This window comes from Sorangium sp. So ce302 (assembly GCF_051530145.1).
Lineage (GTDB): Bacteria > Myxococcota_A > Polyangia > Polyangiales > Polyangiaceae > Sorangium > Sorangium cellulosum_B.
This window is the reverse complement of sequence record NZ_CP150326.1, coordinates 6782932-6797474: the sequence shown is the minus strand read 5'-3', so window position 1 is coordinate 6797474 and position 14543 is coordinate 6782932. Positions and strand designations below refer to the sequence as shown.

11 protein-coding genes are annotated in these 14543 nt (G+C 70.8%); 8 read left to right on the top strand and 3 right to left on the bottom strand.

Features of this window, described 5'->3' with window-relative positions; all coding sequences use genetic code 11:
* Positions 1 to 23: 23 nt before the first annotated feature.
* The 3 genes from WME73_RS25605 (at position 24) to WME73_RS25595 (ending at position 5002) form a co-directional block, all read left to right on the top strand.
* Positions 24 to 1529, top strand: coding sequence for a serine/threonine-protein kinase (locus tag WME73_RS25605; protein WP_437911218.1), 1506 nt, complete (start codon positions 24 to 26; stop codon positions 1527 to 1529).
* A 352-nt stretch (positions 1530 to 1881) separates the two neighbouring features.
* Positions 1882 to 2568, top strand: coding sequence for a hypothetical protein (locus WME73_RS25600; protein WP_437739005.1), 687 nt, complete (start codon positions 1882 to 1884; stop codon positions 2566 to 2568).
* A 685-nt stretch (positions 2569 to 3253) separates the two neighbouring features.
* Entirely contained in the window at positions 3254 to 5002 is a 1749-nt protein-coding gene (locus WME73_RS25595; protein ID WP_437911217.1) for an alpha/beta hydrolase family protein, read from the top strand.
* A 12-nt stretch (positions 5003 to 5014) separates the two neighbouring features.
* Here WME73_RS25595 and WME73_RS25590 read toward each other — a convergent pair whose 3' ends face one another.
* Entirely contained in the window at positions 5015 to 5755 is a 741-nt protein-coding gene (locus WME73_RS25590) for an SGNH/GDSL hydrolase family protein (protein ID WP_437748027.1), read from the bottom strand.
* Between the two features lie 573 nt (positions 5756 to 6328).
* On the opposite strand from WME73_RS25590, the gene WME73_RS25585 reads away from it, so the two are divergent.
* Entirely contained in the window at positions 6329 to 6994 is a 666-nt protein-coding gene (locus WME73_RS25585; RefSeq protein WP_437911216.1) for a hypothetical protein, read from the top strand.
* A gap of 104 nt (positions 6995 to 7098) precedes the next feature.
* Here the strand turns inward: WME73_RS25585 and WME73_RS25580 are convergent, their stop codons facing one another.
* On the bottom strand, positions 7099 to 8580 hold the full coding sequence (locus tag WME73_RS25580; RefSeq protein ID WP_437911215.1) for an RCC1 domain-containing protein: 1482 nt from the start codon (positions 8578 to 8580) through the stop codon (positions 7099 to 7101).
* A gap of 141 nt (positions 8581 to 8721) precedes the next feature.
* On the opposite strand from WME73_RS25580, the gene WME73_RS25575 reads away from it, so the two are divergent.
* The 3 genes from WME73_RS25575 (at position 8722) to WME73_RS25565 (ending at position 10693) form a co-directional block, all read left to right on the top strand.
* Positions 8722 to 9681, top strand: a complete 960-nt coding sequence (locus WME73_RS25575; protein WP_437911214.1) for a hypothetical protein — start codon at positions 8722 to 8724, stop codon at positions 9679 to 9681.
* Positions 9624 to 9770 carry a hypothetical protein gene (locus tag WME73_RS25570; protein ID WP_437911213.1) on the top strand — a complete coding sequence of 49 codons (147 nt, stop codon included), beginning with the start codon at positions 9624 to 9626 and terminating at the stop codon, positions 9768 to 9770. The genes WME73_RS25575 and WME73_RS25570 overlap by 58 nt, the downstream gene beginning before the upstream one ends.
* Before the next feature lie 332 nt (positions 9771 to 10102).
* The gene (locus WME73_RS25565; protein ID WP_437739000.1) at positions 10103 to 10693 is read left to right on the top strand and encodes a Uma2 family endonuclease; all 591 of its coding nucleotides are present in this window, start codon (positions 10103 to 10105) and stop codon (positions 10691 to 10693) included.
* A gap of 1049 nt (positions 10694 to 11742) precedes the next feature.
* On the opposite strand, the gene WME73_RS25560 is transcribed toward WME73_RS25565, so the two are convergent.
* Positions 11743 to 12612, bottom strand: coding sequence for a hypothetical protein (locus WME73_RS25560; protein ID WP_437911212.1), 870 nt, complete (start codon positions 12610 to 12612; stop codon positions 11743 to 11745).
* Positions 12613 to 13101: 489 nt separating this feature from the next.
* Here WME73_RS25560 and WME73_RS25555 point away from each other — a divergent pair, with 489 nt between their 5' ends.
* Positions 13102 to 14451, top strand: a complete 1350-nt coding sequence (locus WME73_RS25555; protein ID WP_437911211.1) for a hypothetical protein — start codon at positions 13102 to 13104, stop codon at positions 14449 to 14451.
* Positions 14452 to 14543: the final 92 nt, after the last annotated feature.

The window sequence follows — 14543 nt, the reverse complement described above, 5'->3', positions numbered from 1 at the left end:
GCGAGTATACTGGGGTAGGTGCCATGCGGACGCCTGCCGAGCCCAACCAGGACGAGACAGCCGTCATCTCGGGCCGACCGCTGGAGCTCGAGGCGAGCGCCGCCGGCGACGCGCTCCCTGCCGGCGCGGTGGTCGGGGGTTACGTGCTCGACGACGTGCGGCTCGGAGGCGGCTTCGGCGTCGTGCACCGCGCCGTCCCGGTCGGGGGCGGCGCGCCGGTCGCCCTGAAGGTCCTCCGCCGCGGCCTGTCGCTCCTGCCGGCGATCCTCCGGCGCTTCCAGCGGGAGGCGGAGGTGCTCGCGCGGCTCAAGCACCCGGCGATCGTCGAGGTCCGCGGCGTGGGCGCCCTGGACGACGGGCGGCCGTACATCGCGATGGAGTGGGTCGAGGGCCGGAGCCTCGCGGCGGAGCTGAGCGCGCGGGGCGCCTTCTCGCCGCCCGAGGCGGTCGCCCTGCTCGAGGAGGTCGGCGGCGCGCTCGCCGCCGCGCACGCGATCGGCGTCGTGCACCGCGACGTGAAGGCCCAGAACGTCATGGTCTGCCCTGGCGGGGGCGGGCTCGGCGCGCCGGGCGTGAAGCTGGTCGACTTCGGCATCGCCAAGCTCCTCCGCCCGCGCGACGTCGATCGCGCGCGCGGCGCCAAGAGCAGCAGCCTGATCCTCGGCACGCCGCTCACGATGGCCCCGGAGCAGATCCTCGGCGGCGCGGTGGACGCGCGCACGGACATCTACGCGGTGGGCCTGCTCGCCTACCAGCTCGTGACGGGCGAGCTGCCGTTCCAGGGCGCCGATGCGGTCGAGACCGAGGAGATGCACCTGCGCGCGCCGCCGCCCTGCCCGAGCGACCGCGCGCCCGTGTCGGCGGCGTTCGGCGCGGTGGTGCGCCGCTGCCTCGCCAAGGAGCCGGCGGACCGGTACGCGGGCGTGCCCGAGCTGCTCGCCGCCCTGCGCCGGGCGGTCGGCGCGCCGGGCCGCCAGACGGGCCGCCAGACCGTGGCGCCCGCGGCGCGCTCGCCGGTCGACGCTCGCCTCGCGGGCGCCTGCGTGCAGGGGCACTGCGCGCCGCGGGGGCCGTGCGCCGCGCTGCTCGTCGAGGCCCGGCTCTCGGCGCCGGACGAGGCCGGCGACGAGGCGCTCGCCGACGTGGAGCGCCTGGTCCAGGCGGCGCGCGCGGCGCTCGTCGGGCTCGGGGCGACGCTCGTTGTCGAGAGCGCCGACGCGCTGCTGGCGGCGCTGCCCGCGCCGTACGATCGCGCGCCGGAGCGGGCGCTCGGCTGGGCCCTCGAGCTCTGGGCGGAGCTCGGCGCGCGGGCCGGCGCGAGCCCCGAGGTCCTCCCGCGCCTCGCGCTGCACGCGGCCGAGCCCGAGGCGCTGCGCGGCTGGGCGCCCGCCGCGACAGGGGCGGGCGTGTTCGTGACCGACGCGTTCGCCGAGGGGCTCACCGGGGAGGCCGGGGAGGGGGACGCCGGGGAGGGGGACCCCGCGCCGCTCCGGGGCGAGGGCGGCGCGCTGCGCCGGGTGGTGTCGTGAGCGCCGCGGCCTGACGCGGGCGGCGCGCTGACACGGCCGCTGCCACAGGGTGTCACAGGGGCGGTGTGACAGGGGACAGCCGGCATGTGGCAGGCGGGGCGCCTGCGAGGCGCGGAGCTGTCCTGCCGTGAGCGTGGCGAGGGGCGCGTCGGCTGCGCGTCGCTCCCAGGTGATCGGTGAGCATGGCCCTCGGCGGGCATCGCGAGGCCGCCGGCGCCGCGCGCTGGCAAGGCGCTTGCGATGGGGCTCCGGTGCGAGGCGCCGCTGCGGCCGCGCCGCTCCAGGCCGCTGCGCGGCTGGCCGCCTCCGCTTCGACCACAAGAGAGCTCAAGAGAGCTCAGGAGAACTCGTCATGCGCATCGTTCGCTCTGCGTTCCCTCTCGTCGCCCTGTTCGCCGCCGGCTGCGCCGTCGAGGCGGCCGACCCTGAGCTCATGGAGGACGCCCCGTCCCTCTCGGAGACCTGGACCGTCAGCAACGCCGCGGTCAGCGAGCGCTGGGACTCGGGCCTGAACGCCAACCTCTCGGCCTGGCAGTACATTCACTGCCACATCGATGATGGCGCTGGGTTCATGTTGACCGACCTCAGCGCGTTCCAGGAGCCCCTCGTCGAGCCTGACGAGTTCATCGCCAGGATGTCCGGCGTGTGCCGGGAGTTCGACCTCCTGCTGCCCAATCTCCCGCGGACCGGCGCGATCGACGCGGAGACCATCTTCTCGTGGCCGGGCGGCTTCCGCGCCGGCGCGCTCGGCACCGCCATCCCGGTCGCCAACTACCCCACGGGTCTGCAGCTCAAGGTGGACCTCGCCAACACCTATGTGAAGGACGTGCGCATCAACTACGCTCCCAGGAACGCGGCCAATACGGCCCTCGACCTCGCCTCGTCTTCCCGCACGAGCTATGCGATCGGGTACTCCGGGAACAACGTGACCCTGAGCTGCCCGGCCCAGCAGGTGCTGACGGGGCTGGATCTCCGCTACGACACGGTCGAGGGGAAGATCCGGGTCCTGGAGATCCACTGCAGAGCGCTGCAGCCCTGAGGGGGCCAGCGCTGCCGCGGCGAGCCGCCCCGGCGCCAAAGCTTGCCGAGCGGACGGGCAGCGCGCCTTCGTTCTGAAAAAGGGAAAAGAGAGCTTGCTGCACATGGCAGCTGCGCACCTTTCCGCCCGCGGCGCTCCACGAGACGGAGGGAGCACACGCTGACGACGGCGTGGGGCGACCATCGCAGCCTTCCTCATCAAGGTACTCCACGAGGGCCCCGGGGTTCCGTCGAAGGCGGCGCAGCCGGCGACATTCACGATCGACACCTTGAACGACGTGTCAGAGTAATCCACGATACCGCGCTTGCGGTCGACCGTATTCACGAGGATTGCCGAGCCGCGCGCCATCGAGGTGCTCGATGGTGCGTCTGGGTCTTGACCAGAGCGGGTAACTACGCGCGCGCCGATGGGCGGCGGGCCGCGAGGGCTTCAAGCCCGAAGATGTGGAGCTCGCCCGCGACGAACAGGTCGATCCGCAGGCGGAGCCAGACGCCCTTGACGTAGACCGTCCTGTTGCCGGTCTCGAGATGTCGAAGGGCTTTGGGATTACGCGGTCGATGCCCAGCTTGTACAGCTGTCCCCTCTCGAAATCGCGTTCTTTTGCGCGGGTCATCTCTGTGTCGCTGGGAGGCGACCGACGGCGCTCTGGCTTGACGCGCTCGACGTCGGGCACAAGAGCGGATCCATGTTGGGTATTCGAACGCGACAATGGCTGGGTCGAACGTGGCAATGGGTGGGCGTCGGCCTCCTCGCGGTGCTCATCGTCCTCGGCACACATCTCCTCAAGCGGCGCGCAGGAGCTGGAGCCCGCTCCGTCGCCACGGTGACGTATGCCTGGATGCAGCGGCGGGGGCCTGATGGGCCGAACGTCAACGTCGATCTCTACGCGCCGCCGCGCGCGAGCAAGCGCGGCCCGCTGGTCGTCCTCTTGCAAGGGAACGAGCCCTCGCAGCCCGACGAGCGGCTCGCCTTCGCTGCGAATGTCGGCGACTCCCTGCAGCGAAACGGGGTCGCCGCCGCCGCCGTCTCGTTCAACATCCACACCGGCTACACGCTGCGCGCGTGCGCGGCGGACGTCGCCCGGGTCATGCAAGAGGTCACCAGCGCGCGCAACCCGACGCGCGTGGTCCTCGTCGGTCGCGGCGTCGGCGCGTGGATGGCGTCCCTCCTTGCGCTCGATCGGCGGCTCCTCGAGGGGGCCGGCATGGATCCCAAGCGCGTCGATGGCGTCATCCTGTTGCGCGGCACCTACGACCTGGGCGAGGCGGCGCTCGAGGGGCACCCCGACGCGGCGTTCTTCGCGGACTCGGTCGAAGATCGCAGGGAGTCGTCGCCCATCACGTACGCGCGGTCCGATGCGCCACCGTTCTTGATGCTGTTCGGCGCGGAGGACGACATCGGCTGGGCGCGTCTCGCTCGCCCCTTCGCGCGCGCGCTCCAGAATGCGGGCGCGCCCGACGTCGACCACTTTGTCGTCCCCAGGCGCGATGCGCACAGCATCCTGCACTGGGGCGGAAGGGGAGACATGGTCGGCGATCTGGTGTTCCCCTTCGTCGCCTCGGGCCCGAAGGACCTCCCCATCGACAACCCCTTCGGCGTGCTCCGCCGCTGGGGTGCACGGCCGCCCCTCGACATGTCGGAGCTCCGCAAGGATCCCCGGGCCATCACCACCTACCCGGTCGACGTCGCGCTGCAGGAGACGATAAGCGCCCTTTTCGGCAAGGGGGGGCTCGAGCGCTACCCCTTGCCCGGCAAGACCTATCAGGCCATCGATCTGCTCGCCTACCTGGCCGAGCGGCCGAAGTCCGAGGTGGGCGAGGGGGACTGGCTGGTGGTCTCGAACCTTCGGGGCGAGCAACAGTACTTCCCGCGCGAGGTGCTGAAGAAGGCGCAGGCGGTCATCGTGGTGGGACTCGACGACGAGGACAATCTCTACCGCTTCGTCGATTTCTACCGGCTGAAGCGCGCCTACTCGTGGATCGAGGGCGACGAGCCAATGCCAATGATGATCCGGCCGCTCGGCGCGTTCCTGCACTTCCGGACGCCGCTGCCCGCGGGCCTGGGGAACAAGACCTACGCCGCATTTGGGCTCGGTGCGGCGAGCTTTCACTGGGTAGAGAGCGATCCGCTCGCGCCGCTCCGCTCGCTCTCCGGCGGGCTGCGCGAGGCGCTGATCGGCGAACAAGGGTGCGTCAAGTGCCACAGCTTCCGTGGCGTCAACGCACGGGCGCACCACGCGCTGGCGCTCGACGGCACGCCGTACGGGGCGTACGCGCTGCCGCTCGAGGAGTATTCGAGCGAGGTGCTGCGGCGCTTCTTGTTCGAGCAGGACGCGGTGGCAGCGAGCTTCGGGGTCATGCCGCTCCGGGTGGACGAGACCGTCGCGGGGCAGCTCCTCGACATGGTGAACCACGAGAAGAACGAGGAGAAGTAGCGGCCCGAAACCTCAGGGATCTACTTGTTCGTGGAGCGCCGCCGCCCACTCGGCGTGCGCGCGCGCCGAGGGGTGCAGGCCGTCGCTGGCGAGCATCTTCGCCTCCGCCTGCTTGTGCATGAGCGGGTACAGGTCCACGTAGCGCGCGCCGGCGGCTCCTGCCTCGTCGCGCAGAATGGTGTTGAAGGCGACGATGTCCGCGCCGATCTGCCGCGGATCTCCGAACGAAGCGGCGGCCGGAGAGAGCGACCAATCCGGCTGCGGGAGCGCCACGATCCGATCCGGCGCGACGCCGGCGTCGATGATCGCTCGGAGGAGCACCCGCACGCGCGAACGGTAGACGTCCGCGCTCCAGCGACGCACGTAGTCGTTGGCGCCCACCGCGAGCGTCACCAACGTGGGGCGGAATGGCGCCACCTCCGGGATCTCCCGCTCTTGCACGTCCTCGGTGGTGTAGCCGTTGACCGCCACGTTCTTGAGGGTCACCTGGCGGCCCTGCGCGCGCCAGAGGTCAGCGAGTCGCGAGGGGAACGCGTCGGACGGCGGGTTCCCGGTCCCTGCCGTGAAGGAGTCGCCGAGCGCCAGATAGCGGATCTCGTCGAGCCCGCGCGTGGGCGCGACATCCTCGCTGGCACCGGTGGTCGCGCTCCGTGGATAGCCGCCGAGCAGAAGCAAGGCGAGGAGAATCCCGCCGAGCAGGAGCAAAACGCGCAGGAGAAGCGGGCGGATCGAGCGCATCAAGAAGGATAGCATCACCTCATCACCGAGCTAGATATCCATTGAATCGCTCCTCGCGGGCTGACCACGGGCCCAGCCAAGGGGCATGATGACGTGGACGATTCGTCGATTCACGGCGCGCCCTCCGTCCGAACCTGGCTGCGGCGCCACCTGCGAGCTTCGAGATCGCCCATTTGTCGAGGACATCGATAGCCTTCGATAGGTTCGGGACATCAGTCCAGCAAGGGTCGCCGGACGCCTGAAGGACAGCCACCTCTACAGAACAAAAAGGCCAGGTTCGACTTGCCCTTGAGCGGGTCCTCGAGGCATCGATTCACAGAAGAACCTGGGGCGGCGAAGTGGACGATCGATGCACTCAGCCTCAGACCGTTCGGCTGGACGCCGGCGCCGTTCGCCGAGCTTCAGGCGCTCCCGAGGGACGCCTCCTGGAGATCCACCGGAGAGCGCTGCAGCCCTGAGCGGACCCGGGCCGGCGCGGGAGTATCTTTCCATGGCGGGATCGTGCATCATCCAACGAGGGTGCCTCGGAGATGCGCCGCGATCCCGCGGCGGCATTGGACGGAGGACATGGCTGGATGACATGAGCACATGACGACCCCCCTCCGCCCCGAGGAAGCGCTCGAGAGCCTGCGCCGCGCGGGCCTCGCGTCCCAGATCGACGCCGCGGCCTTCGCGGCGGCGTGCGACCAGGAGCGAGGCGGCGCGCCGCTCGACGCCGAGATCGCGCTCTCGGCGCTGGCCTCGCTCTACGGCGTGCGCGGTCCCTCGGAGGCGAGCGCCGTGGACCGCGCGTTCGTGGTAGACGAGCACGCCGCGGCCGACCCGGCGGTCCTCGGGGCCGTGTGGCTCGCGCTCGAGCGATGGATCGAGCACCCGATCCCCGTCTCGGTGGCGACGGACCTCGACGAGCTCGTCTCGTATGCGGGCGACGTGTGCTTTCTTCGCCGGCACGCCGACGCCGCGGGCGAGGTGCCGTATCTCTTCTCCATCGATCGGTGGCGCACGGGCGATGACACGCCCTACTCTCTTTACGTGCTGCGGAGCGACGGCTCGCCCCTGTATGCGCTCGGCGTGCCGGTCCAATTCCACGTGCACCCGGACACGGAAGCCGCGGCTGCCGGCATCTTCCGCACGGACGGCCTCACGCCGAGCTACCGCGAGCACGCGCCGGCGTGCGCCGCGTGCCGCGACGCGCTCCGGCGCGCCGCGGATCGAGGTGTCCTGCCCGACGTGTTCCGGCCGCTCCTTGGGTAGGGTACGGACCGGTGGCCTGGTAACGGTTCAGATCGGCAGCCTGGGTAGCACCTGGATTGACCGGGAGCTTGGGTGACACATGTCGGAAGCCGTTGGCTCGTCCGTCAGGGCGCCTTCACCTCGACGGGGATCGCGGAGCTCGCCCCGGCGCCGTCGCCGAGCTGACCCAGGGTGCCTCTGCCCCAGCACAGGACCTGGCCAGGGCCCGTGGGGCCGCACGCCCCCTCGACGATCGCGCACGTGTGGAAGAAGCCGGCGCTCACCGCGACGACCTTGGCGAGCGCGGTGCCGTCGCCGAGCACGACGGGTTCCATTCGCGTGTTATCGGCCCTCGTCGGCGTGCTGCGACCGAGCTGCCCTTGCTCGTTGCTGCCACGGCAGCGGAGCTGCCTCTGGTCGTCGATCGCGCAGACGAAGACGTAGCCGGTGGACATCGGACCCCAGACACCCGGGATCGCGGCCGCCGTTCCGGCCGGGGGAGCCTCGGCGCCGTGCTGACCTGAGCTGTTGTTCGTCCCCCAGCAGAAGAGGCCTCCCACGTCGTCGCGCGCACAGCCGAAGTTCGTGCCGTAGGAGATCTCGGAGAAGGGCAGCGTCGCTCCCGCCGCGATGAGCGGCGTGTGCGCGCTGTAGTTCGCGCCGCCCTCGGAGCCGGCGGGCGTGTTCGTGAGGATATACCCGCCGCCCATCGCGCCCCAGCAACGCAGCCCGTCTTCCGCCGCCCCGGTCGAGAAGCAGCTGCCTATCGAGCCGATGCCCCGCGCGAGGATGGCCCTCGGACCGGCCGTCGCGGTGAAGTTGAACGCTTTCACCGGGACGAGGCTCTCCTCGCCGGTCGCCTCCGGCCCGAGGCTCGAGAACAGGTTGGACCCCCAGCAGTAGATGCTGCTGGTCGAGGTGAGCGCGCACGCCGAGTACCACTCCGGCGCGATCTTGCGCACGAGCAACGGGGCCGTACCGTCATTGACGATCGCCGGGGCGTCGTGGGCCATCGAGTCCTTGGAGCCGTTCGCGAGGATGCCGGTCTCGTTGTTTCCCCAGGCCCAGAGTCGGAGCTGGCTGTCGATCGCGAAGGTCGCCTGCTCGGTCAGCGCGACTTGCGTGATCGTCGCCGCGCCGAGCGACGCGGGAAAATGCACTCTCACCGGCGTGCTCGAGGAGACCGCCATCGCCTGCGGAACACCCAGCTGGCCGAACGAGTTGTCCCCCCAGCAGTAGAGAGAGCCGTCATGCCGGATCGCGCACGTATGGCTGCCGCCCGCAGCCACCATGATGGCGTCGGCGAGCGTGGGGCTGTCTGGCGGGATCTGGCATCCAGGATCACCCCCGCCGCCACCGCCCCCACCGCCGGACGCGCCCCCACCGCCGGACGCGCCCCCGCGGCCCTCGCCCCCGCCGCCGGACGCGCCGGCACCCCCGCCGCCCTGCGCATCGATCGGACCGCCGCCCGTTCCGCCACCCGCGCCGCTGTTTGAGAAACGCCGCTCGGGAGCGGTGCATCCCGCCCCCGCAGCGAGGGTGGCGGCGACGACGAGAAAGCAGCAGAAGTTCGGTCGCGTGTGGGGGTTCCTCTTCATCTCAAGCATCGGGCCACACTCCCAGCGTCCTTTACACAGCCTTACCCCACGCAGGACAAGAAGTCCAGTTGGGGCCCGATCACCGATGTTTCCGCTTTCCCGGAGGCCTCAGGGGCGCTTCGGCGCGAGGACCTGTCCGATCTCGCCGAGGTGCTTCGGGGAGGGAGCCATGTCGAGGCGGACGCCGTGGCGTCGGCGCTGCGCACGCTCGAGGCGTCCCTGCGGGATGCGCTCGAGGCCCTCGCGTGTCGATGCTCCGCCTGCTTCGCCGAGTCGATCCACGGCGAGCACTCGTTCGTCCGCGGCGCGATCCCGGCCGCGCAGGACGAGACCTTCGCGAGGAAGCGCGCGCTCTCCACCGTGGAGCTCGTGAAGATACCGCTCGAATTCCTGAGCAGCGCCAGCCCCATCGAGCGCCTGGAGGCGCTCTACTGGCTGCGCGAGGCCCTGCGCGAGAACCCGACGAAGGTGCTGGGCATTCATCGCCTGCTCGTGCAGCACGTGCTGCCCGTGTGTCGCCAGGGCGTGGGGCTCTGGCGCGAGGGCGCCATGGGCGTGATCGAGCGCTGGGTCACGCGCCTGGTCTCGCGCGCTGCCTACCCGGAGGCGCTGCCGATGCTCGACATCCTGCTGGCGTACGGCGTGGCGATCCCAGGCCTCTTGCCGCTGCGCTACGAGGCCCTGCTCGCCTCGAACGAGCCGGCCGAGGCCGAGCGCACGCTGCTGCGCCTGCGCGCCATCGCCGACGCCTCGGGGCACCTGCGCTCGCCCTGGGTGCGGGCGGACAGCCACGTGGACGATCTCTGCGCCATCGCCTCGTGGAAGGTCGCCAAGGTGTTCCGCCAGGTCGCCGACGGCGCGCACCCCTTCGCGGAGCGGCGCCTGAAGAACAAGCCCGGTCCGCCGGCCGTCACCGCGTCGGAGGCGGCGGAGATCAGCCGTGGCCTCGCGGCACACGCCCTGGAGCTCTTCCAGCGCCGCGCCGCCCAGCCGCTCACGGTCGACCGGGCGCCGCCTACCACGCGCCTACCACGCGCCTACCACGCGATGGGGTGGGGCACGACGCGTCGATCTTGTCGGACGAGCACGCGGTGCCCCGTGGATTCATAGGCAATTTCGTCGGGATGGTGTGCCAAGACCTGGCCGGCACGCGCCTGCACGCAGACGTCGATTGGTTCGAATATCGCGAGATCAGGTAACCTCCGAGCAGGGAGGCAGAGCCAGCATCGCGCTGCGCCAGGGCCGCTACCCGGCTACTCCCGAACCGCTGCGTGCGCCTCGTCGGTGAGCTGGAATGTCTGCCTGATCAAATTACGATGATTGTCCAGGGCACGCTTCTTCAAACTCGAGCAGGCCCTCTCGCTCACCCTGCTCCAACTTCGCTCTCACCAGCGATAGGGACGCTCGTGGACTGTTGGCACTGGCGGTCGCCGTCGTGCCCCCGCGTCGATGAGCGCCCCGGCCGGCGCGCCGCCGGACCCCTGCTCCTCGCCGCCTTGCCGCGCCGCGCATCCCCGGGCAGGCTTCCGCCATGGGCCAGCCCGCCGCCAAGCAGCGCCGCGCGACATACGCCGACCTCGAAGCCGTCCCGCCGACCAAGGTGGCGGAGCTCATCGCGGGCACCTTGCACGTGTTCCCGAGGCCGGCGCCGCCTCATGCACGCGCATCGTCTCGCCTCGGCATCGAGCTCGGCGGTCCGTTCGATGCAGGGAAGGGGGGGCCTGGCGGCTGGTGGATCCTGGACGAGCCCGAACTGCACTTCCCGGACCCAGCGCTGCCGGGCGAGGTGGACGCGGTCGTACCGGACATCGCTGGCTGGCGTCGAGAACGCATGCCCGAGCTGCCCACGACGGATTTCTTCCCGCTCGCCCCGGATTGGGTCTGCGAGGTGCTGAGCCCTTCGACCGAGGACGTGGATCGCGACGAGAAGATGCCGATCTACGCGCGCGAGGGCGTGCAGCACGCGTGGCTGGTCGACCCAATCGCGCGGACGTTGGAGGTCTTCTCGCTCGCCTCGGGTCGGGGTTGGGGGCCCGCCGTCGTCCACCGCGACGCAGCTCGCGTCCGCGTCGAGCCCTTCGAGGCGATCGAGCTCGATCTCTCGGTCCTCTGGGCGAAGTAGCCGGCGACCGTCGTCCGCGCTGGCGAGGGTGCTGTGACCGCTGCACCGGTGACGTCGGCGCTTAGCGAGATCCGCGCGGGTGCTGCGATGCCTTCGCGGATCGCGACGTGGAGCTGGCCGTTCACCAGAGTTCCTGGACGGCGCGCCAGAGTTCCTGGACGGCCCCGCCCGGTTCCTGGATGGCGCGTCAGAGTTCCTGGACGGCGTGCCAGAGTTCCTGGACGGCCCCGCCCGCGTCCTGACGAGGCGGAAGCGGCGCAAAATCGGGAACCGTTCCGATGGGCGGATGGCGAAGGCGCGCGCGAACCATGGCTCCAGGGCGGGCGGCGCTCCCGGGCACAACGTGGCCAGCGGGGGGCGCCCGCTGACCAGGATGGCCACGAGCACCGCGGCCAGGTTACGGCCCGGGAACGGCTGCCGCCCGGTCAACGCTCTGCGTGCCGGTCCAGCTCCACGTCCACCCGGACACCGAAGCCGCGGCTGCCGGCATCTTCCGCACGGACTGCCTCACGCCGAGCTACCGCTCCGCGGCGCGCCGGCGTGCGCCGCGTGCTGCGACGCGCTCCGGCGCGCCGCGGAGCGGGGCGTGTTGCCCGACGTGTTCCGGCCGCTCCTTAAGTAGGTCAGGCGCCGCTGCGTCCGCTGGCAGCGGAGTGCCGCGCCGCCGCGCTCATGGGCGCCCCGCGACCGTGGCGCATACAGACCCGCAGTTGCCCATCTCGTGGCCGGCCTTGGGAGAGGGATGGCGCCCACCTTTTGCAGGAGGCGCGTCCACCCCGGAGATGGGTGCGACCCGTCTTTTTTGGGGGCCCCGTCCATAGGGAGACTGGTCGCCACCATCTTCCGCAGGAGGCGAGTCCGCCCCGGAGATAGGTGCGACCCGTCGTTTATTGGAGGCGTGTCCACCGAGAGACGAGTGCCAGCCATCTATTGCTGGAGGCGTGTCCACCCCGCAGATGAGGGCGACCCGACTTTTGTTGGAGGCGTGTCCACCAGGAGACGGGTGCCATTCATCTCCCGCGTGGACGAGCCAGCTCACCCGTATGGGTTCACGGCGTACCGCCCGCCTCGAACGGGGGCGCCGAGACGGCTTCGGGCTTCTTGGCTAGGGCTTTCCGGCGGGATCTCGCGAGGTCGTCGACCATCTCGACGTAGGGCGCCAGCAGGAACGCGGCGAGCGCCTCGCTCCCCGGGATCTCCGGGTCGGCGTGGCTCTCGATCTTCTGGATCAGGCTCCGCAGCGCATCCCGGGCGGCGCTCCACTGCGGCCGGCCATCGGTCGGCCCGCCCTCCTTGGCGGAGGCCACGGCCGTGAACCCGTACGCGTCGCCGAAGCGCGCGTGGGCGGCGACGAGCTGCCGGTGGTGCCGGGTCCCGCCGAACCCCTCGACCACCGCCTGCGCGCGCTCCTCCTCGAGCGTCTTCATCCGCTGCACCATGGCGGTCCACTGGAGCCGCGGCCGGCGCGTGATGAAGCGAAGCCCATCGGGCGCCGGGAAGAGCTGCGCATAGAGCCAGCGCGCCTCGGACGGCGCCGGCGCCTCCCCATCGTCGGAGAGCCCGGCGGCTCCCGCGTTCCACTGCTCGAACGCGCGCCACCGGTCGTCGCTGTCGCTGTTCGCCGCGCTCCGCTCGGCCTCGCTCGCCGCCGAGTGGCGCTGGTCGGCCTGCGCGCTCGCCCGCATGCTGCGGAAACCCTGAAGCTCTGTCGTGGCTGCGTCGAAGCGCTTCCACGGCCTGTCGATGTGCGGCGGCAGCGCCGCGAGGAGCTCGACCCCCCTGGGCAGCGGCGTGTCGCCCTCCTTGCGCTTGCCGCTCTTGGGCCGGAGCACCGCCGCGATCCGCGCGCTCACCTGATCTCGGACAGCGATGACGTCGTCGGCGACGAGATCCGGGGGGAGAACGATGGTCGAAAACATCGGTGATTCACTCACGGGGAAAACCTCCTGTGATGTCTTATTGGATCCGGCCTGCCGCTGCGGCGGCACGCCGTGGTTTCGTTGCGGCGTGGCGGCATGGCAACACGTGTGCCGGCGCGAGGTGAGCCCGTGGCTCGGCGCTGCCGCGCAGGACGGAGAGGAAGCGGAAGGGAGGGGCGCAACGCCCTGCCGTGAACCGCAACGGATTGCGCCGTTGCGCAAGGGTTCGCTGCTTGAGAAGGCGAAGACTTCTCGAGGATCGATCGCCCCCGTCGAGGAGCGGACTACCGAGGTAAGCGAGAGGAGCGCGGTGGATGCTTGTGCCGACGCAGCGATGCGTGGAGGGCGATTCGTGCGGCTCGGGTGCTCGCCGCGGCGAATGAGGGGAAGCTGTGGCCGTCGCGCCGGCCCGGCGGGGGGACGCGGGCGGCGGTGACGCTGCCGCGCGGCCAGGCTTGTGGTAGCGTCCGCCCCGCAGCTCCTCCGCCCATGAGCGACGCCCCGATCGCCACCCTCCGCGGCCACGCGGTCTCCAGCCGCGTGCTGACCCCGCCGCCCGCGCAGAACCTGGACGATGCCGTCCGCCTCTGCGACCCCTACTCGCCGCTGGACCCGCGGGAAGACTCCAGCCTGTTCGCCAACCTGACGGCCATCCGCGGCAGCGATCGCCTCGGCCGGATCGTCCGCAACATCCGTCGGTCCGGTGGGATCCCCACCCTCCACTTCGTCAGCGGTCACCTCGGGAGCGGAAAGACCACCGAGCTCCTTCGGATGAAGGTCCAGCTGGAGACGGCCTCTCACGGCGCGCCGCTCGCGACGGTCCTGTTCCTCGACGCTGACGTGATGCTGAACCGGACCGACATCGACCTCGAGGACATCCTCCTCGCGCTGTGGAAGCTCGTTTATGAGCAGCGGAAGGCGGCGGCCGCGAAGGTGCTCATGCCGCTGTGGAAGGACCAGATCAAGGACGCGCTGAGCAAGACGAACACCAACCTTCCTGGCGACATCTCGGAGGCGCTCACCCGGATCCTCGGCGAGGTCCGCCTGCCCAGCGCGGAGCGTCGGAAGGACATCCGCACCGCCCTGCGGCCCACGACGGCCGTGCTGATCGAGGGGCTGAACAAGGCCTTCGCCGCGACCAGGGAGGCGCCGGACGACGGCGCGGGTCCGCTGGTGGTGCTCATCGACAACATGGAGAAGCTGAGCCAGGCACACCATGAGGGGGTGGAGCGGCTCTACCGGGAGCGGATGGGCGCCCTGAAGAGCCTCGACGCGCACCTCGTCATCACGGTTCCGCTGTATCTCTGTTACGCGCCGGCCGGCGCGGGGCTGAGCGGGCTCTACGGCGGCGAGATCGTCGTCGTGCCGGTGATCGAGGTCCGCCGGCGCGCCGCGGAGGGCGGTGGGGACAACCAGGGCGGCGTGACCGCGCTGGCAGACTTGCTCAAGAAGCGAGCGCGGTTCGATCGTCTGTTCGAGGAGGGCGACAGGGCGGCGGAGCGAATCGCGCGCCTCAGCGGCGGCTGCATCCGGCACGCGCTCCACATGGTGCGGGCGGCTAGCAATGAGCACGATGACCCTCCGGTGACCGCGGCCTCGGTCGATCGGGCTGCCGCCACCTTGCAGGCCGATTTCGAGCGGGCGCTGCCTGAGGGATATGTGCCGATCCTGCGCCACATCGCAGAGACGAATCGATTTCCGGACCAGTGCGAGGAAGGGATGAAGCGCGACCTGCTGCTCAACCTGTTCGTCCTCGAATATCAGAACGGCGGTCCGGACCCGTGGCACGCGGTTCACCCGCTCGTGGAGCGGTGCCGGAAGTACCGTGAGCACGGGTGAACCTGCGGGCGGGGGTTCGTACCTACCGGGGTCGGTTGCCGAGCCCATCGCCAACCTGATCGACGAGTCGGAGGAGCGGCTCAGGGCGCTCC

What these genes read in the sequence shown, in the direction of transcription:
- WME73_RS25605 (WP_437911218.1), top strand. Translation starts at nt 24, where the DNA reads ATGCGGACGCCTGCCGAGCCCAACCAGGACGAGACAGCCGTCATCTCG.
- WME73_RS25600 (WP_437739005.1), top strand. Translation starts at nt 1,882, where the DNA reads ATGCGCATCGTTCGCTCTGCGTTCCCTCTCGTCGCCCTGTTCGCCGCC.
- WME73_RS25595 (WP_437911217.1), top strand. Translation starts at nt 3,254, where the DNA reads ATGTTGGGTATTCGAACGCGACAATGGCTGGGTCGAACGTGGCAATGG.
- WME73_RS25590 (WP_437748027.1), bottom strand. Translation starts at nt 5,755, where the DNA reads ATGCTATCCTTCTTGATGCGCTCGATCCGCCCGCTTCTCCTGCGCGTT.
- WME73_RS25585 (WP_437911216.1), top strand. Translation starts at nt 6,329, where the DNA reads ATGACGACCCCCCTCCGCCCCGAGGAAGCGCTCGAGAGCCTGCGCCGC.
- WME73_RS25580 (WP_437911215.1), bottom strand. Translation starts at nt 8,580, where the DNA reads ATGCTTGAGATGAAGAGGAACCCCCACACGCGACCGAACTTCTGCTGC.
- WME73_RS25565 (WP_437739000.1), top strand. Translation starts at nt 10,103, where the DNA reads ATGGGCCAGCCCGCCGCCAAGCAGCGCCGCGCGACATACGCCGACCTC.
- WME73_RS25560 (WP_437911212.1), bottom strand. Translation starts at nt 12,612, where the DNA reads ATGTTTTCGACCATCGTTCTCCCCCCGGATCTCGTCGCCGACGACGTC.
- WME73_RS25555 (WP_437911211.1), top strand. Translation starts at nt 13,102, where the DNA reads ATGAGCGACGCCCCGATCGCCACCCTCCGCGGCCACGCGGTCTCCAGC.